The organism is Streptomyces sp. AM 2-1-1, from assembly GCF_029167645.1.
Taxonomy (GTDB): domain Bacteria; phylum Actinomycetota; class Actinomycetes; order Streptomycetales; family Streptomycetaceae; genus Streptomyces.
The window spans coordinates 2,890,973-2,909,042 of record NZ_CP119147.1 but is presented as its reverse complement, the minus strand read 5'-3'; the positions used below and the strand labels follow the sequence as shown (position 1 = coordinate 2,909,042).

At 72.8% G+C, this 18,070-nt stretch carries 13 protein-coding genes and 1 pseudogene; 9 read left to right on the top strand and 5 right to left on the bottom strand.

Annotated elements, in window-relative coordinates; all coding sequences use genetic code 11:
• Positions 1-111: 111 nt before the first annotated feature.
• The gene (locus PZB77_RS12285) at positions 112-324 is read left to right on the top strand and encodes a hypothetical protein (protein WP_275492634.1); all 213 of its coding nucleotides are present in this window, start codon (positions 112-114) and stop codon (positions 322-324) included.
• A 172-nt stretch (positions 325-496) separates the two neighbouring features.
• Here the strand turns inward: PZB77_RS12285 and PZB77_RS12280 are convergent, their stop codons facing one another.
• Positions 497-4,003, bottom strand: coding sequence for a S41 family peptidase (locus PZB77_RS12280; protein WP_275492633.1), 3,507 nt, complete (start codon positions 4,001-4,003; stop codon positions 497-499).
• Between the two features lie 179 nt (positions 4,004-4,182).
• Here PZB77_RS12280 and PZB77_RS12275 point away from each other — a divergent pair, with 179 nt between their 5' ends.
• Together PZB77_RS12275 and PZB77_RS12270 are read left to right on the top strand one after the other, a co-directional pair.
• Complete coding sequence (locus PZB77_RS12275) at positions 4,183-4,797, top strand: TetR/AcrR family transcriptional regulator (RefSeq protein ID WP_275492632.1); 615 nt, start codon at positions 4,183-4,185, stop codon at positions 4,795-4,797.
• A 144-nt stretch (positions 4,798-4,941) separates the two neighbouring features.
• Positions 4,942-7,167, top strand: coding sequence for an MMPL family transporter (locus PZB77_RS12270; protein ID WP_275492631.1), 2,226 nt, complete (start codon positions 4,942-4,944; stop codon positions 7,165-7,167).
• 249 nt (positions 7,168-7,416) lie between these two features.
• On the opposite strand, the pseudogene PZB77_RS12265 reads toward PZB77_RS12270, so the two are convergent.
• A pseudogene (locus PZB77_RS12265) lies at positions 7,417-7,743 on the bottom strand (SsgA family sporulation/cell division regulator); the annotation flags it as partial.
• Between the two features lie 190 nt (positions 7,744-7,933).
• Between PZB77_RS12265 and PZB77_RS12260 the strand changes: the two are divergent.
• From PZB77_RS12260 to PZB77_RS12240, 5 genes are all read left to right on the top strand, one after another.
• Positions 7,934-9,019: an energy-coupling factor ABC transporter permease gene (locus tag PZB77_RS12260; protein WP_275492630.1), complete on the top strand. Its 1,086-nt coding sequence runs from the start codon at positions 7,934-7,936 to the stop codon at positions 9,017-9,019.
• A gap of 8 nt (positions 9,020-9,027) precedes the next feature.
• Entirely contained in the window at positions 9,028-9,789 is a 762-nt protein-coding gene (gene cbiQ / locus PZB77_RS12255) for a cobalt ECF transporter T component CbiQ (RefSeq protein ID WP_275492629.1), read from the top strand.
• 78 nt (positions 9,790-9,867) lie between these two features.
• Complete coding sequence (locus tag PZB77_RS12250) at positions 9,868-10,659, top strand: ABC transporter ATP-binding protein (protein WP_275492628.1); 792 nt, start codon at positions 9,868-9,870, stop codon at positions 10,657-10,659.
• A gap of 66 nt (positions 10,660-10,725) precedes the next feature.
• Positions 10,726-11,886, top strand: coding sequence for a serine hydrolase domain-containing protein (locus PZB77_RS12245; RefSeq protein WP_275496030.1), 1,161 nt, complete (start codon positions 10,726-10,728; stop codon positions 11,884-11,886).
• Between the two features lie 47 nt (positions 11,887-11,933).
• Positions 11,934-12,728 carry an SDR family NAD(P)-dependent oxidoreductase gene (locus tag PZB77_RS12240; RefSeq protein ID WP_275492627.1) on the top strand — a complete coding sequence of 265 codons (795 nt, stop codon included), beginning with the start codon at positions 11,934-11,936 and terminating at the stop codon, positions 12,726-12,728.
• Positions 12,729-12,774: 46 nt separating this feature from the next.
• On the opposite strand, the gene PZB77_RS12235 is transcribed toward PZB77_RS12240, so the two are convergent.
• The 3 genes from PZB77_RS12235 to PZB77_RS12225 all read right to left on the bottom strand — a co-directional run bounded on the left by PZB77_RS12235 (position 12,775) and on the right by PZB77_RS12225 (position 17,060).
• Complete coding sequence (locus tag PZB77_RS12235) at positions 12,775-13,311, bottom strand: YbaK/EbsC family protein (RefSeq protein WP_275492626.1); 537 nt, start codon at positions 13,309-13,311, stop codon at positions 12,775-12,777.
• A gap of 109 nt (positions 13,312-13,420) precedes the next feature.
• The gene (locus PZB77_RS12230; protein WP_275492625.1) at positions 13,421-15,049 is read right to left on the bottom strand and encodes a penicillin-binding transpeptidase domain-containing protein; all 1,629 of its coding nucleotides are present in this window, start codon (positions 15,047-15,049) and stop codon (positions 13,421-13,423) included.
• A 241-nt stretch (positions 15,050-15,290) separates the two neighbouring features.
• Positions 15,291-17,060, bottom strand: coding sequence for a phospholipid carrier-dependent glycosyltransferase (locus PZB77_RS12225; RefSeq protein ID WP_275492624.1), 1,770 nt, complete (start codon positions 17,058-17,060; stop codon positions 15,291-15,293).
• A gap of 61 nt (positions 17,061-17,121) precedes the next feature.
• On the opposite strand from PZB77_RS12225, the gene rsmI reads away from it, so the two are divergent.
• Positions 17,122-18,048 carry a 16S rRNA (cytidine(1402)-2'-O)-methyltransferase gene (gene rsmI, locus PZB77_RS12220; RefSeq protein ID WP_275492623.1) on the top strand — a complete coding sequence of 309 codons (927 nt, stop codon included), beginning with the start codon at positions 17,122-17,124 and terminating at the stop codon, positions 18,046-18,048.
• The last annotated feature ends 22 nt before the right edge of the window (positions 18,049-18,070 follow it).

The following is an 18,070-nucleotide window of genomic DNA, read 5'->3' as shown; positions in this document are numbered from 1 at the left end:
ACCGTGCACCAATGATCAAAATGCGTCGTATGTCCTGTCGTGCGAGGCTGGGCGAGGCCACCCCGCGGGGCGGTCCCCCCTGGCCCCACGCATCCCACAGGAGTGAACAGCATGGGTATCGCAGACCAGTTCAAGGACAAGGCGCAGGAACTCGCCGACCAGGCCAAGCAGAAGTCGGACAAGGGCAAGGACGCCGCCGGCGACCGCGCCAAGGACGCCGGCGACCGCGCCAAGGACGCCGGCGACCGGGGCGACGGGAAGGCGGGTCTCCGCGACCGGGCGGACGACGCGGCCGACCAGGCCCGCGAGCGCTTCGACCGCTGACGGGCCGAGGCCCGGGCCGGCTCCGGCCGGTCCGACCACGAAGGGGCGCATTCCCGGACGACCGGGTGCGCCCCTTCGGCGTGCTCACCCCCTGCGGCCCCGGCCGTGCACCCGGCCGAGGCGGGCCCGCCGGAGCACCCGCCTCACCGCGGCGGAAGCCGGGGCACCCGCCTCACCTCGGCGGAAGCGGCGGCCGGCGCAGGTCCGGTACGGCGTCGTACGTCGGCGGGGTCGCGGCCGGCTGCTCCTCCAGCAGCTCCAGGGCGAGCCGCACCGCGTCGTCCAGAACCGCGTGCCGGCCCTCCGCCCAGTCGAGCGGGGTGCGCAGCGCCTCGATGTCCGGCTCGACGCCGCGGTTCTCGACCGACCAGCCGTACGTGTCGAGCCAGGCCGCGTTCATCGGCACCGTGATCACGGTGCCGTCGCCCAGCCGGTGGCGCCCGGTCATGCCGACCACCCCGCCCCAGGTGCGCTGCCCCACCACCGGCCCCAGCTTCAGCAGCCGGAACGCGGCGGTGATCATGTCGCCGTCGGAGGAGGTCGCCTCGTCCGCGAGGGCCACCACCGGGCCGCGCGGCGCGTTGGAGGCGTACGAGACGGCCTGGGCGTTGCGGGTCAGGTCCCAGCCCAGGATCCTGCGGGTCAGCTTCTCGACCACCAGCTCACTGATGTGCCCGCCCGCGTTGCCGCGTACGTCCACGATGAGGGCGGGGCGGGACACCTCCATGCGCAGGTCCCGGTTGAACTGCGCCCAGCCGGAACCCCCGAGGTCGGGGATGTGCAGGTAGCCGCACTTCCCCCCGCTCAACTCCCTCACCACCTCACGGCGCTTGGCCACCCAGTCCTGGTAGCGCAGGGGCCGTTCGTCGACCAGCGGCACGATCGCGACGCGGCGCGGTCGCCCCTGGCCGCCCGGCGGGACGAACGTCAGCTCGACCGTGGTGCCGCCCGCGGCCGTCAGCAGCGGGTACGGGCCGGTGAGCGGGTCGACGGGGCGGCCGTCCACGTGGGTGAGGACCGCGCCCTCCCGGATGCCCGTGCCGGCGAGCGGGGAGCGGGCCTTGGAGTCGGAGGAGTCGCCGGGGAGCACCCGCTGGACGGTCCATGCCCCGTCCCGGCAGACGAGGTTGGCGCCGAGCAGGCCGATCGCCCGCTGGTAGTGCGGGGGGCCCTCGTTGCGGCGGGCGGGGGAGACGTACGCGTGCGAGGTGCCGAGTTCGCCCAGGACCTCACGGAGCAGATCGGCGAACTCGTCGGGCGAGGAGACGCGTTCGACGAGCGGGCGGTACTGGTCGAGCACCCCCGGCCAGTCGATCCCGCACATGTCCGGCTCCCAGAAGTAGGAACGGATGATGCGGCCCGCCTCGTCGTACGCCTGCCGCCACTCGGCCGCCGGGTCCACCTCGTGCAGGATGCGGCGCAGGTCGAGGTAGGTGGTGGAGTCGCCGTCGCCGGGCTCGTTGGACGGGACGGCCCGCAACTCCCCGTCGTCCATGACGACCATCCGGGTCGCGTCGCCGCTGACCGCGAACCAGTCGAGGTGGTCGACGAGTTCGGTCCTGCGGGCCTTGGCGATGTTGAAGTGCTCCAGCGTGGGGCGGCCCGACATGTCCGCCGGGTTGGCGAAGGTCTCGCCGAGCGCGCCGGAGATCGGCCACCGCAGCCAGACCAGCCCGCCGCCGCTGACGGGGTGTAGCGCGGAGTACTTCGACGCGGCGACCGGGAACGGTGCCACCCGGTTCTCCAAGCCCTCGAATTCGACGGTCACCGGCGCCGTCCCCTCGCCCGTACCGCCCTCGGGCAGGTCCAGTGGGTCGAGGCCGCCCGCCGCCGGGCGGCCGTCCGGCAGAAGCGCGAACGGCGAGGGGGTCGCGGAGGAGAGCGGCACCAGATAGGGGCGGCAGCCCAGCGGGAAGGAGAGGTCGCCGGTGTGCACGTCGTACACCGGGTCGAAGCCGCGCCAGGAGAGGAAGGCGAGGTACCTGCCGTCCTCCGTGAAGACCGGGTTCTCGTCCTCGAAGCGGCCGTTGGTCACGTCGACGATCACCGGGGCGCCCGGACCGGAGATCCGGGCGAGCTTGATCTGCCGCAGCGAACGGCCGATGCCCGGGTGGGACCAGGTGAGCCAGGCGCCGTCGGGGGAGAAGGCGAGGTCGCGGACGGGGCCGTTGACGGACCGGATCAGCTCGGTGATCCGGGCGGGCGGCGCCGGGGACGGCACCTCGGCGGTGTCCGGGTCCGCGGCCTCCGGCGTCTCCTCCGGGTCGTCCGGCCCCGAGGTCTCGGCGAGCGCGGCCACCGCCGTCGCCTCGACCGCCCCGGCCTTCTCGGCGACCCCGGCGGCGCGTGCGCGGAAGACCTCGGCCCGGGTGGACCCGCCGGGCCCCGACCCGGGCGGCTCGCCCGCCGCCGTCGCGTCCGCCTCGCCGGGGTCCCGCGTGTCCAGGAGCAGCAGCCGTCCGTCGTCCGCGGCGAGGGCGAGGCGCTCGCCCTCCGGGTCGGAGACCATCTCCAGCACCCGGCCCAGCTGCCCGGAGGCGAGCCGCCGGGTGGGGCGGTCGCCGGTGGCGCGGGGCAGGGCGGCGATCTCCACCGCGTCCTCGCCGTCGGCGTCGGTGACGTAGGCGACCTGGCCGCCGCTGCCGAGCATCTCCGGCAGCCGGACCCGTACGCCCGGGGTGTCGGCGATGGTGCGCGCCGGGCCGTCGCGATGGGTGAGCCAGTACAGCGAACCGCGTACGTTGACCGCGCTCGCCCGGCCCGTCTCGTCCACCGAGAGCGAGCCGACGTGGCTGGCGGCCGGCACCTGGTAGGTGCGGCGTCCGGTGCGCGGGCCGCCGAGCCGTACCTCCAGCTTCCGGGGGGTGGCGGCCGGGTCCTCCAGGTCCTCGACCAGCCAGAGGTCGCCGGCGCACTGGTAGACGACGCGGGTGCCGTCGCTGGAGGCGTGGCGGGCGTAGAAGGCGTCGTGGTCGGTGTGGCGGCGCAGGTCGGTGCCGTCCGTAAGGCAGGAGTAGAGATTGCCGACGCCCTGGTGGTCGGAGAGGAAGGCGATCCGCCGGCCGACGAACATCGGGGCGTCGAGATGCCCCCCGATGTCCGGCAGCAGCCGTCGGCCGTGGAGCCAGAGGCGGCCGGTCGCGCCGCCCCGGTACCGCTTCCAGGCGGCCGGCTCGTGCGGCGGCGTCCCCGTGAGCAGCAGGGTGCGGCGCTCGCCGTCGAGGTCGGCGACGGCGATGTCGGAGACCGGCCCCCAGGGGAGCCGGCCCCCGGGGGAGCCGTCGGTGGGGACGCTGTAGGCCCAGGAGAAGTACGAGAACGGCTGGCGGTGCGAGGAGACGGCCAGGATCTGGGCGCCGTCGCCGGCGTCGGGCGTCCAGCCGCAGACCCGGGCGTCGGTTGAGCCCCAGTGGGTGAGGCGGCGGGCCGGGCCGCCGTCGACGGGGGCGAGGTGGATCTCGGGGTCGAGGGTGCGCCAAGTCGTGTAGGCGATGCCGCTCCCGTCGGGGGAGAAGCGCGGGTGGCCGACCCGGGTGCGGTCGGCGGTCAGCCGCCACGCCCGTCCGGGACGGTGCCCGGCGCCGGCGAGGGGGGCGACCCAGAGATCGTCCTCGGCCGCGAAGCAGAGCATGTCCTGGTGGAGGTGCGGGAAACGGAGATACGCGACGTCGTCACTCACCCGACCCATGCTTTCGGTGGGCGGGTCCCGGGGCAACTCGTGACGCGGCTTACATGTGGCGCACCCCACAAGCGAAACGGCCCCGTTTCGCTGGGGGGCGGACGTAGGCTCAGGTGTACGAAACGGTTTCGTTCCTGTGAGCGAGCCGTGGACCGGAGCAAGGAAGGAGGCCGGCGCCCGTGGCACGCACCAGGCTCACGCCTGAACGCGAGAGCGAGCTGTTCGCCGCCGTCCTCGACCTGCTCCGCGAGGTCGGCTACGACGCCCTGACCATGGACGCCGTCGCCGCCCGCACCCACGCCAGCAAGGCCACCCTCTACCGCCAGTGGGGGAGCAAGCCCGAGCTGGTGGTGACGGCCCTGCGGCACAACAAGCCGGTGAGCCTCGCCGACATCGACACGGGATCGGTGCGTGGGGACTTCCACGCCGTCGTGACCCGTACCGACGACTGCCGGATGGAACAGGATTCCGCGCTCATGCGAGGCCTGAGCCATGCCGTCCACGACAACCCCGATCTGCACCAGGCCCTGCGCGACCTGCTGGTCGAGCCGGAGCTCTCCGGACTCGCCCTGCTGCTGCGCAGGGGTGTCGAGCGGGGCGAGCTGAACCCGGACAATCCGGCGCTCAAGTACGTACCCCACATGCTGATGGGCGCCCTCGGCGTCCGGCACCTGGTCGACGGCCGCCCCGTCGACCAGGAGTTCCTTCTCGAATACGTCGACTCCGTGGTGCTCCCCGCCCTCGGTGTCGCCGGGCGGACCACGGCCGGGGCTTCGAGCCCCGTCCGAGCCTGACCCGTCGGACACCGGCGTCCGACCTCCCCGGCCGCTTCCCCGGCGGTCCGCTCCCCACCGCTCCACCTGACACGCCGCTCTCGTCGTCGGGCTGGTTCCTCACGCCTCATTTCCCGCACACGACTTGACCGGGAGTCCGCCTCCGTGGCCACTTTCCTTTACAAACTCGGGCGCCTCGCGTTCCGCAGGCGGCGCTACGTCGCCCTCATCTGGGTTGCCCTGCTGGCAGTCGCCGGAGTGGGTGCCGCCACCGCGGCCACCCCCGCCTCCAGTTCCTTCTCGATACCGGGGACGGAGGCGCAGAAGGCCTTCGACCTGCTGGAGCAGCGCTTCCCCGCCTCCCACGCGAATGGCGCCACCGCCCGGGTCGTCTTCAACGTCCCGGACGGGCAGAAGGTGACCGACGCGGCCCACAAGGCCGACGTCGAGAAGATCGTCGGTGAGCTGAAGGGCAGTTCCGACCAGGTCGCCTCGGTGACCGACCCGTACACCGCCAACGCCGTCAGCGAGGACGGTTCGACCGCGTACATCTCGGTCTCCTACACCGAGGACGCCACCAACATCACCGACGCGACCCGCGACGCCCTCACCGAGGCGGGCGACCACGCCGAGGCGAGCGGGATGACGGTGGCCGTCGGCGGTGACGCGCTCGAACCCGGCGCCGAGGGCGGCGCCACCGAGGTCATCGGCGTCGTCCTCGCCGCAGTGGTGCTCGTCGTCACCCTGGGCTCGTTGGTCGCCGCCGGGCTTCCGCTGCTGACCGCGATCATCGGCGTCGGCATCGGCGTCGGCTCGATCACGGCGCTCGCCAACGTGCTGGACCTCGGCACCACCACCTCCACGCTCGCGGCGATGATCGGCCTGGCGGTCGGCATCGACTACGCGCTCTTCATCGTCTCCCGCTACCGGGCCGAACTGGCCGAGGGGCGGAAACCGGAGGAAGCCGCCGGACGGGCGGTCGGCACGGCCGGCTCCGCCGTCGTCTTCGCCGGGCTGACCGTGGTCATCGCCCTCGCGGGTCTCGCCGTCGTCAACGTCCCCATGCTCACCAAGATGGGCTTCGCCGCCGCCGGCACGGTCGTCGTCGCCGTCCTCATCGCTCTCACCCTGGTTCCGGCCCTGATGGGCTTCGCGGGCAGGCGGATCATGGGCCGCAAGGCGCGCAAGGCCGCCGCCGCGAACCTTCCCGACGCCAGGCCGAACGGCGGTACCCGCTGGGCCCGCTTCGTGCTGCGCCGCCCGGTGTGGGTCCTGGTCGTCGGGGTCCTCGGCCTCGGGGCCATCGCCCTGCCGGCCACCTCGCTGGAGATGGGCCTGCCGGACGACGGCTCCCAGCCCAAGAGCACCACCCAGCGCCAGGCGTACGACATGCTGTCGGACGGTTTCGGCCCCGGCTTCAACGGGCCGCTGATGGTCGTGGTCGACACCCGCCACAGCTCGGACGGTAAGACCGCGGTCAAGCAGGTCACCGACGAGATCGAGTCCATCGGCCACGTCGCCGCCGTCGCCCCGGCCGTGTACAACGAGGCCGGGGACACCGCGACGATCACGGTCGTCCCGAAGGACCGGCCCAGCTCGGCCGGCACGGAAGAGCTCGTGCACCAGATCCGTGACGCGGGTCGGCACATCAAGAGCGACACCGGCGCCGAAGTGCTGGTCACCGGCGCCACCGCGATGAACATCGACTTCTCGCAGAAGATGAACGACGCGCTCGTCCCCTACCTGGGGCTCGTCGTCGGCCTGGCCTTCCTCCTGCTGATCCTGGTCTTCCGCTCGATCCTCGTCCCGCTGAAGGCGGCCCTCGGCTTCCTGCTCTCGGTCGTCGCGGCACTCGGCGCGGTCGTCGCGGTCTTCCAGTGGGGCTGGCTCGCCTCCCTGCTGGGCGTGGAGACGACCGGTCCGATCATGTCGATGATGCCGATCTTCATGGTCGGCGTGGTCTTCGGTCTGGCGATGGACTACGAGGTCTTCCTCGTCACCCGGATGCGGGAGGCGTACGTCCACGGGGAGACCCCGCACCAGGCGATCGAGACCGGCTTCAAACACGGCGCCCGTGTGGTCACGGCGGCGGCGGTCATCATGATGGCGGTCTTCGGCGGCTTCATCGGCGCCACCGAGTCGATGATCAAGATGATCGGTTTCGGTCTCGCGATCGCCGTCTTCTTCGACGCCTTCGTGGTCCGCATGGCGATCGTCCCCGCCGTGCTCGCCCTGCTGGGCAAGCACGCCTGGTGGCTTCCGCGCTGGCTGGACCGCGCCCTGCCGAACGTCGACGTCGAGGGCGAGGGTCTGCGCAAGCACCTCCCGGCCGACGACGCCGGTGACGGCGACGGGCCGGCCGGCGGCGAGCGCGCGCTGAGCCGGGTCTGACCCCCGGCAGCCGTCGGGCCCACCGGTCCGACGGCCGCACCGGACTCCGGGGCCGCGCCTGAGCGGGGCGCGGCGCCGGGTGCACCGACATCTGTGGGGACGGGTGCCGGTGTGACAGAAAGCCCCCGTGCGAGCGGCACGGGGGCTTTCGACGTACCCGCTACGTCTGCGGGATGCGGGATGCGGGCCGGGGGGTCGGTCCGCTGACCCGGCGGCCCCGGGTCAGCGGCCGGCCGCGGCGGGTGGAGCGGTCTCGGCGCGGGTGCGGCAGAGGAAACGCTGGAGCGCCGCGTTGTCGATCTGGAAGACCTCGACTCCGCCGGTGGAGTGCAGTTCCAGCATCAACTGCGCCCGCCCGGCGGGCCAGAGGCGCACCTCGCCGTTCTCGACCGGCGCGTTCATGCCGTCCTCCAGCAGCTCGCGGCCGAGCGCCCAGTCCGCGCCGCCGTCGAAGACGAGGTGGACGGTGCCGGGGTCGTCTTCGGCGTCGTAGCGCAGGTCGACCGGGACCGGACGCGTGAGCGGACCGTCGGTGATGAGGCGGGCCCGGGTGTGTTCTTCGATCACGGGGGACATCGGCCGACTCCTCCTGTTAAAAGCACTTTGTAATAAATGTCCCATATATCGCAGCGCACGCGCGGCGCGTAGATGTGGGACATGCGCTCTTGCGCATCGTTCGCAAGAACGCCCTATGATTGGCGGGTTCATGGCCCGTGCCGGGTCGCAGACCCCGTCCTCGTCGACCCCGCAGAAGCGGAGCCTCCCCATGCATGTACCCGACGGTTTCATCAACGCACCTGTCTCGGTGGCCACCGGAGTCGTCGCCGCGGGCGCCGTCGCGGTCAGCCTGCGTGGCGCCCGCCGTGAGCTGGGCGAGCGCACCGCCCCGCTCGCCGGGCTGATGGCGGCCTTCATCTTCGCCGTGCAGATGCTGAACTTCCCCGTGGGCGCGGGCACCAGCGGCCACCTGCTCGGCGGGGCCCTGGCGGCGATACTCGTCGGGCCCTACACCGGGGTCCTCTGCGTCACCGTGGTCCTGCTGATGCAGGGCATCCTCTTCGCCGACGGCGGCCTCACCGCCCTCGGTGTCAACATCACGGACATGGGCGTGGTCACGACCGTCGTCGCGTACGGGGTCTTCCGCCTGCTGATGCGGGTCCTGCCGCGCCGCCGGTCCACCGTCACGGTCGCCTCCTTCGTCGCCGCGCTGGTCTCCGTACCCGCCGCCGCCCTCGCCTTCACGTTCCTCTACTGGATCGGTGGCACCACCGACATCCCGATCGGCGACGTCTTCAAGGCGATGGTCACCGTCCACGTCTTCATCGGCATCGGCGAGGCGGTCATCACCGCCGCCACGGTCGGCGCCGTCATCGCGGTCCGCCCCGACCTGGTGCACGGTGCCAGGGGCTTCGCCGCGCCGCTCAAGCTCCGGGTGGACGGGAAGCTGGTCGACGCCGCCCCCGCCGCCGCCACGAGGGGCACCAAGACCATCGGCGTCGCGACCCGCTCCACGCGCGGTCTGCTGGCCGCCGGTCTGCTCGCCGCCCTCGTGCTGGCCGGCTTCGTCTCGTACTACGCCTCCTCCAGCCCCGACGGCCTGGAGAAGGTCGCCACCGACCAGGGCATCGACCGGCACGTCAAGGAGCACGCCTCCGCCGACTCCCCGCTCGCCGACTACGGAGTGAAGGACGTGGACGACGCCCGCCTCTCCGGTGGTCTCGCCGGGGTCATCGGCGTCGGTGCCACCGTCGTGGTGGGCGGCACGGTGTTCTGGGTGATCCGCCGCCGCCGGGACGAGGGCGGGGACACGACGGCCGGACACGCCGACACGCCGCTCTCCGAGAAGGTCTGAGGACCGCGATGGGTTCGGGCCACGCCCACCGCCTCTACCGGCACGGACACTCCCCCGTCCACGCGCTGCCCCCGCACTGCAAGCTCGCCGCCGTCTTCGTCTTCGTCCTCGTCGTGGTCTCCACCCCGCGCGACGCGGTCTGGGCCTTCGCGCTGTACGCGGTCCTGCTCGGAGCCGTCGCCGCGGTGGCCCGGATCCCCGCCGGGTACCTCCTGAAGCGACTGGTCGTGGAGATCCCGTTCGTCGCGTTCGCGCTGCTCATGCCGTTCTTCGTACCGGGGGAGCAGACCGGGTTCCTCGGCCTCCACCTGAGCGTGCCCGGCCTCTGGGGCGCCTGGAACGTCCTCGCCAAGGGCACCCTCGGCGTCGCCGCCTCGGTGATCCTCGCCTCCACCACCGAACTCCGCGCCCTGCTGCTGGGCCTCCAGCGGCTCAGACTTCCGCCGCTCCTCGTCCAGATCGCGTCCTTCATGATCCGGTACGGGGACGTCATCACCGACGAGATGCGCCGGATGTCGATCGCCCGCCGCTCCCGGGGCTTCGAGGCGCGCGGTGTACGGCAGTGGGGCGTCCTCGCCAAGTCGGCCGGCGCCCTCTTCATCCGGTCCTACGAACGCGGCGAGCGCGTCCACCTGGCGATGGTCAGCCGGGGGTACACCGGGACCATGCCGGTCATCGACGAGGTGACGGCCACCCGTGTCCAGTGGGCGTACGCGGCGGCCCTCCCGCTGCCCGCCCTCGTGGTCTGCGCCCTGGGGTGGGCGCTGTGAGGAGCCCGCGCCCCGCGGCGTCCCGCGATCCCGCGGGCTCCCCGCACCCCCCTTCCGTACGTCTGCTGGGATGAGCACATGAACAGCCCCACCCCCACCGGCCCCACTCCCCCCGCCGCGCCGCCCTCCCTCGACGTCAGCGGGCTCGCCTACGCCTACCCGGACGGACACCAGGCGCTCTTCGGGGTGAACCTCACCGTCGGCCGCGGCGAGCGCGTCGCCCTGCTCGGCCCCAACGGCGCCGGGAAGACCACCCTCGTACTCCACCTCAACGGCATCCTCGACGCGGGCGCCGGTACGGTCCGCGTCGCCGGACTCCCGGTCGAGAAGCGGAACCTAGCCGAGATCCGCCGCCGCGTCGGCATCGTCTTCCAGGACCCCGACGACCAGCTCTTCATGCCCACCGTCCGCGAGGACGTCGCCTTCGGCCCCGCCGCCTCCGGGCTGCGCGGACCCGAACTGGAGGCCCGGGTCACCACCGCCCTCACCCAGGTCGGCATGGCCGAGTACGCCGACCGCCCGCCGCACCACCTCTCCTTCGGGCAGCGCCGCCGGGTGGCCGTGGCCACCGTCCTCGCCATGGAGCCGGAGATCCTCGTCCTCGACGAGCCGTCCTCCAACCTGGACCCCGCCTCCCGCCGTGAACTCGCCGACATCCTGCGCTCCTTGGACATCACCGTCCTGATGGTCACGCACGACCTCCCGTACGCCCTGGAACTCTGCCCCCGCGCTGTCGTCCTCAGCGACGGGGTGATCGTCGCCGACGACCGCACGCAGAACCTCCTCCTCGACGAGGAACTGATGCGCGCTCACAGGCTGGAGCTGCCCTTCGGCTTCGATCCCGGTTCCGTGACCCCCGAAACGGGGTGACCCGCCACCCGCACGACCCGCGTGGCCGTGCAGGATGGGGGGATGAGCGGGAGCGCGGAAGCAGGCGTGGACGTACGGGGCACGGTGGCCCCCGGATTCGAAGCGGTCCGGGACGCCTTCGTACGGAACTTCGAACAGCGCGGTGAGCGCGGCGCGGCCGTCGCCCTCTACCGCGACGGGCGCAAGGTCGTGGACCTCTGGGCCGGTACGAGGGACGTGGACGGCGCCGAGCCCTGGGCGGTGGACACCGTCCAGATCGTCCGCTCGGCCGGCAAGGGCATCGCCGCCGCCGTCCCCCTGATGCTGCATCAGCGCGGACAGGTGGACCTGGACGCCCCGGTCGGCACGTACTGGCCCGAGTTCAAGGCGAACGGCAAGGAACGCGTCCTCGTCCGCGACCTCCTCGCCCACCGGGCCGGCGTCCCCGCCCTGGACCGGCCGCTCACCCCCGCCGAGGCCGCCGACGGCCACAGCGGCCCGGCCGCCCTCGCCGCCCAACGCCCCGAGTGGGTACCGGGAACCGACCACGGCTACCACGCCCAGACCTACAGCTGGCTCATCGGCGAACTCGTCCGCCGGGCCACCGGCCGGACCATCGGCCGCTGGATCGCCGAGGAGATCGGCCGCCCCCTCGGACTCGACTTCTGGTTCGGGCTCCCCGCCGACGAAGCCCACCGCATCGGCCGGATCGGCCCCGTCCCACCCCCCGCCGACGGCGACCCGGGCGCCCTGCGGATCCGGCCCAAACGCGCCGTCAGCGAGGCCTACGCCGACCCGGACTCGCTCACCAGCCGGGCCTTCGGCGCGATCCACCCGGACCCGGACGAGAACGACCCCGCCTACCGGGCCGCCGAACTCCCCGCCTCCAACGGCATCGCCACCGCCCGTGCCCTCGCCCGCTGTTACGCCGCGATGATCGGCGAGGTCGACGGCCACCGCCTCTTCGCCCCGGCCACCCTCACCCTGGCCCGTACCGAGGAGTCCGCCGGACCCGACCGGGTCCTCGTCGTCCACACCCGTTTTGGACTCGGGTACATGCTGCACGGCCCCGCCGCCCCGCTGCTCGGCCCCGGCTCCTTCGGCCACCCCGGACGCGGCGGCTCCCTCGGCTTCGCCGACCCCGAGTCCCGCATCGCCCTCGGCTACGTCACCAACGGCCTCCGGAAGGGAGTCACCGCCGACCCCCGCGCCCAGGCACTGATCCGGGCGGTGCGATCGGTGCTCTGAGACCGCTCCGGTACAGCGGTCCCGCCCGGGGCAGTACGGTCGCCCCCATGACACCCCACACGCTCGCGCGTTTCGACGGCCACAGCATCCTCATCACCGGCGCCGGACAGGGCGTCGGCGCCGCCACCGCCCGCAGGCTCGCGGCCGAGGGCGCCTCGGTCCTCGTCACCGACCTCGACCCGGCCCGGGCCGGGGCCACCGCCGGGCGGATACGGGACGAGGGAGGATCGGCCGACTCCCTCGCCTGCGACGTCGGCGACCGGGCGGCCGTGGAGGCGGCGGTGGCGCACGCGGTCGCGGCCTTCGGCCGGCTCGACGTGCTGGTCAACAACGCCTACGCGGCCGGTCCGGACGCCCCGCTCTTCGAGGACGAGAGCGACGAGGTCTGGCAGCGGGACCTGGACATCTGCCTCGGCGGCGCGTTCCGCTGCTCGCGGGCCGCCCTCCCGCACCTGGCCGCTTCCGGCCGGGGCGCGATCGTCAACATCGGCTCGGTCAACGGCGAGCAGGACTTCGGCGGCCACGCCTACAGCGCCGCCAAGGCGGGCCTCACCAGCCTGACCCGTACGCTCGCCGGCCATGCCGGACCGCGTGGGGTGCGTGTCAACCTCATCGCCCCCGGCACCCTGCGCACCGACGCCTGGGCGGGCCGCGACGCCGAACTCGACCGCGCCGCCGCCCTCTACCCCCTCGGCCGCATCGGCGAGCCGGAGGACATCGCCGCCGCCGTCGCCTTCCTCGCCTCCCGCGACGCGTCCTGGATCACCGGGACCACCCTCCGCGTCGACGGTGGCCTGCTCGCCGTCAACACGGGCTTCAAGCAGGCGATGGCGGGGGAGTGAGCGGGGCGCGGGTGCACGCCCGGCGCCCGCGTGCACGGCAGGCGCGTCAGGCGCTCCGCTCGCGCACGTCCACCACCGTGCCGCCCGCGTGGGCGATCAGGCTCTCCGGATCGAGCGGGAAGACCGTGTGCGGGGTTCCCGCCGCCGCCCACACGATCGAGTGATCCAGCAAGCCCTGGTCGGCCAGCACCCGGGTCCGCGTCGCATGGCCGAAGGGCGGTACGCCCCCGATCGCGTACCCGGTCGCCTCGCGGACCACGTCGGCCCCCGCGCGCTTCACCTTCGCCGCGCCCAGCACCTCGCGCACCCGCTCGACGTCGACCCGGGAGGCGCCGTCCATCAGGACCACCACCGGGGCGCCGTCGGCCACGAACACCAGGGACTTGGTGATCTCGGCGAGCCCGCAGCCGATCGCGGCGGCCGCCTCGGCCGCCGTGCGGGTGGCATCGGGGAAGCGGCGTACCTCCACGCTCACGCCCAACTCCGCCAGCGCGGCGGCGAACCGGGGGTGCGCGTCGGGGTGCGCGGGGGAGACGGGGGCGGGCTGGGGCTCGGCGGCGGAGCCTGCGGTCGAAGTACTCATGACCCGCACGCTACGCACTCCGACGGGTCGCCGGGCGGGTCGGCGGTGATCCGGAGCCGGGTGGCAGGGCGGCCGCGCCCGGCTTCCCCCACGCGCGGCCGCGCCCGGGTCACCCCGCCCGCAGGACCGCTGCGACGATGGGACCGGCCGCGTCGCCGCCGTGGCCGCCGGACTGGACTACACCGGCCGCCGCCAGGTCGTCGCTGAATCCGGTGAACCAGCTGTTGGACTTCCCCTGTCCGTCGACCTCGGCGGAGCCCGTCTTCGCGCCCTTGTCGCCGCCGACCGAGGCCATGGCCTTCGCGCCGGTGCCCCACGCGGCGGTGGCCCGCATCATCGTGGTGAGCTGCTGGACGACGGAGGACGGGAGCGAGCGCGACGCCGTGGCGGCGGGCCGGCCGTCGAGGTCGAGCGGCACGATGACCGGCTGGTGGAAGGTCCCGGTGCGGGCCGTGGCGGTGATGGACGCCATGTTGAGGACGTTCATCTGGATCGTGCCCTGCCCGATGTACTGGGCCGCGGCCTCACCGCCGGTCTCCTCGGGCACACTCCCGTCGAAGCTGGTGACACCGGTCTTCCAGTCCTCCCCGATCCCGAAGACCTCCTTCGCCTCCTTCGCGAGCGCGGAGTCGTCGTCCACGTCGTCGATCAGCTTGATGAAGCCGGTGTTGCAGGAGTTGGCGAAGGTCTGGGTGAAGCTGCTGCCGTCCGGGAGCGAGGAGTTGTTCAGGTTGTGGAACGTCCGGCCCTGGTACATCACGTCCACGGGGCATTCGACGGCCCCGTTCGCCGTGGCCTTGCCGCGTTCCAGGAGCATCGCCGCGGTCACGATCTTCATCGTCGAGCCGGGTGCCTGCTGGCCCTCCAGTGCCACGTTGAACTCGGTCACCGGGTTGTTGGCGACCGCCCGGATGGCACCGGTCGACGGCCTGACCGCGACGACGGAGGCTTCGTCGTACTGCTTCACCGCCTTCTCGGCCGCCGCCTGCACGTCCGCGTCGATGGTCGTCCGGACCTTGCCCGGCTTGCCCTTGGCGAGCGTCAGCAGGGTGATGTCGGGGGTGGCCTCGTCCGGGCCCTCGATCCACGTCTCGATGCCGGCGGAGCCGCCCGCCTTCTCCCCGTACTTCTGCCGCAGTGTGGCGATGACCGGCCCGAGCGAAGGGAACTTCTCCGCCGTCAGCACCGTGCCGTTGTGGTCCACCGCCTCGATCTCCGGCGCGGACGGCTCCCCGGTGACGAGCTTCGCCCCCTTCGTCAACTTCGGATGGACGACGCTGGGTTGCCAGTCGACGAGCGCCTTGCCGGTGGTCAGCCCGCGGACCACGGTCAGCTCGGAGGAGTAGGAGAGCGGCCGGCTCTTCCCCTCGTAGGAGACGGTCGCCTTCACCGTGTACGGGACGGTCGCCCCGACCGCCGGACCAGGCGTGATCACCGGGTTCTCGATGTGCGCCTCGGTGGAGTAGCCGGTCAGCACGGGCTCGGCGTCGACCGCGTTGTTGGTCAACTGCGAGGCCAGTGACCCGTTTCCGGAGGACCAGGCATCGAAGAACGCCTTCGACGCGGCGGCGATCTCCTTGGCGTCCGGCGGTCCGCTCTTCACCTCGGCGGGTGCGCTCTGCGACCCGATGCCGACGTCCCCGTCCCCGGTCAGCACGGTGTACGCGCCGTAGCTCAACCCTCCGGCCACCAGCACGAACGCCCCGCCGACGATGGCGACCTTGGCTCCGCTGCGCATGATGCGGTCCCTCCCCCGAGATCTTCTTTGAACATGTTCAAGAATCGACCTGCGTGCATGACTGTACGGGACATGAGTGTGGGGAGGGCCAGTTGTTATCAGAACGGGACGCTGTGCGGGGGTGGAGGGGGGAGCGCTCTCCCCGCTTGGGGTCGTCCACGGCATGACCCGGCGTGGAGGCCCGGAGGACCGTCCGGGGGTGGGGACGGCCACCCCAGGACGCTCCTCCGGGCCTCACCCGCTACACCCAGGTGTCCAGCCACATCCGGTTCCGCCAGTCCGGCTCCGGGATCGGGTTCCCCGTGTACAGCGGCCAGAAATAAATGAAGTTCCAGACGATCAGCAGCACCAGCAGACCCGCCGCCACCGCCCCGATCGCCCGGCGGCGTTCGCCGGTGGGGTCGGAGGTGGAGAGGCCCAGTTCCGCGCGGGTCCCGGTGCCGGCGGCCGGGCCGATCATCGCGCCGATCATCATCGTCACGGCGAGGCAGAGGAAGGGCACGAAGACGACCGCGTAGAAGAGGAAGATCGTGCGTTCCTGGTAGAAGAACCACGGCACCCAACCCGCCGCGACCCCGCAGGCGATGGCACCCGCCCGCCAGTCGCGGCGGAAGAACCAGCGCCACAGGACGTACACGAGGGCGAAGCAGGCGGCCCACCAGAGCAGCGGTGTGCCCAGCGCCAGCACCTCGCGGGAGCACTTGCCGGTGGCCGATTCGGCGCAGCTCGGCTCCTCGTAGAAGTACGAGACGGGGCGGCCGAGGACGATCCAGCTCCACGGGTTCGACTGGTAGGTGTGACCGGAGGTCAGGCCGACGTGGAAGTCGTAGACCTGGTGTTCGTAGTGCCAGAGGCTGCGCAGCCAGTCGGGGAGGAAGGTCCAGGAACCCTTCCGGCCCTCCGCGCTGTTCGCCCAGTCGCGGTCGTACCCCTTGTCGGTGACCAGCCAGCCCGTCCAGGAGACGAGGTACGTGGCGAGGGCGACCGGGACCGTGGAGACGAAGGCGGGCAGCAGGTCGCGGCGGAGGACCGCCGCGTACGGGCGGGCCGCGCCGGCCGTGCGGCGGGCGCCCACGTCCCAGAGGACCGACATGACGGCGAACGCGGCGAGGATGTAGAGGCCGTTCCACTTGGTGCCGAAGGCGAGGCCGAGCATCAGCCCGGCCGCGAGCCGCCAGGGGCGCGGGCCGAGGCGCAGGGTCTGGGCGGTCCGGGCGTCCGGGCGGAGCACTCCGTCCCCGTCGACGGGGAGCGCCCGGGCCAGTCTCCGGCGGGCCCAGTCCCGGTCGTTCACGAGGCAGCCGAAGGCCGCGACCACGAAGAACATCAGCACCAGGTCGAGCAGGGCGGTGCGGCTCATGACGAAGTGCAGGCCGTCCACCGCGAGCAGCAGGCCGGCCAGGCACCCCAGGAACGTCGAGCGGAACATCCGGCGCCCGATCCGGCAGAGCAGCAGCACCGACAGGGTGCCGAGCACCGCCACCATGAACCGCCAGCCGAACGGTGTGAAGCCGAAGATGTGCTCGCCGAGCCCGATGACCCACTTGCCGACCGGCGGGTGCACCACGTACCCCGGCTCGACGGGGACGTCCACGCGGGACGGGTCGTTGAGGATGACCTTGTCGATGTCCTTGGGCCAGGCGCCTTCGTACCCCTGGTTGATCAGGGCCCAGGCGTCCTTGGCGTAGTAGGTCTCGTCGAATATCACCGCGTCGGGCTGCCCCAGCCGCCAGAAGCGCAGCACCCCGGCGACGAGGGTCACCAGCAGCGGACCGGCCCATCCCGACCACCGCAGCAGCCGGTCCGCCAGCACCGGGGACACCCCGAGGACGCCCCAGACACGGGGGCTCGGCCGGGTGTAGGGAGGGATCAGGCGTTCACGCAGCCCGATGTCCTTCCGGGGCACGTGGCCGAAGCGGTGCAGCCGCCGCTCCCAGGGAGAAGGCTGCTCGCCGGGGAGTTCGTCCCCGGCGTCGTGGCCCTGCCGGGCGTCGGGCGCAGTACTCGTCACCGCGCCATCGTAGGGAAATCATCTGTGCGAGGGGTGCCTCCCGGGCTGGGAGAATGGTTCTGTGACTGAAACGCCTGGAACGCCCGGACCTCCTGGAACGCCGACGCCCGGAACGCTGGTCCTCGCCGGCACCCCCATCGGCGACGTGGCGGACGCCCCGCCGCGGCTCGCCGCCGAGCTGGAGACGGCGGACGTCGTCGCGGCGGAGGACACCCGCCGGCTGCGCCGCCTCACCCAGGCGCTCGGCATCCACACCACGGGGCGGGTCGTCTCCTACTTCGAGGGGAACGAGTCGGCCCGCACTCCGGAGCTGGTCGAGGCGCTGACCGGTGGGGCGCGGGTGCTGCTCGTCACCGACGCGGGCATGCCGTCCGTCTCCGACCCCGGCTACCGCCTGGTCGCCGCCGCCGTCGAGAAGGACATCAAGGTCACCGCGGTGCCCGGTCCCTCGGCGGTCCTCACCGCGCTGGCGCTCTCCGGCCTGCCGGTGGACCGGTTCTGCTTCGAGGGCTTCCTGCCCCGCAAGGCGGGCGAGCGTCTCGGCCGCCTCCGCGAGGTCGCCGGTGAGCGCCGCACCATGGTCTTCTTCGAGGCCCCGCACCGCCTCGACGACACCCTCGCCGCGATGGCCGAGGTCTTCGGCGCGGACCGGCGGGCCGCCGTCTGCCGCGAGCTGACGAAGACGTACGAAGAGGTGAAGCGCGGCCCGCTCGGCGAGCTCGCGGTGTGGGCGGCCGAGGGCGTACGGGGCGAGATCACCGTGGTCGTCGAGGGCGCGGGCGACGTGGCCGAGGAGCTGGACGCGGAGGAACTGGTGCGCCGGGTCCAGGTCCGCGAGGAGGCGGGGGAGCGGCGCAAGGAGGCCATCGCCGCGGTCGCGACGGAGGCCGGGCTGCCCAAGCGCGAGGTCTTCGACGCGGTGGTGGCCGCGAAGAACGCGGCGAAGAACGCGGCGAAAGACCACCTGACGCCCGCACCGGGCGCCTGAACCCCGCCGTGCCCCGCCCCGT

Coding starts and splice junctions, on each gene's coding strand:
- PZB77_RS12235 (WP_275492626.1), bottom strand. CDS start 13,311: ATGAGTACTTCGACCGCAGGCTCCGCCGCCGAGCCCCAGCCCGCCCCC.
- PZB77_RS12260 (WP_275492630.1), top strand. CDS start 7,934: ATGCATGTACCCGACGGTTTCATCAACGCACCTGTCTCGGTGGCCACC.
- PZB77_RS12285 (WP_275492634.1), top strand. CDS start 112: ATGGGTATCGCAGACCAGTTCAAGGACAAGGCGCAGGAACTCGCCGAC.
- cbiQ (WP_275492629.1), top strand. CDS start 9,028: ATGGGTTCGGGCCACGCCCACCGCCTCTACCGGCACGGACACTCCCCC.
- PZB77_RS12250 (WP_275492628.1), top strand. CDS start 9,868: ATGAACAGCCCCACCCCCACCGGCCCCACTCCCCCCGCCGCGCCGCCC.
- PZB77_RS12230 (WP_275492625.1), bottom strand. CDS start 15,049: ATGCGCAGCGGAGCCAAGGTCGCCATCGTCGGCGGGGCGTTCGTGCTG.
- PZB77_RS12240 (WP_275492627.1), top strand. CDS start 11,934: ATGACACCCCACACGCTCGCGCGTTTCGACGGCCACAGCATCCTCATC.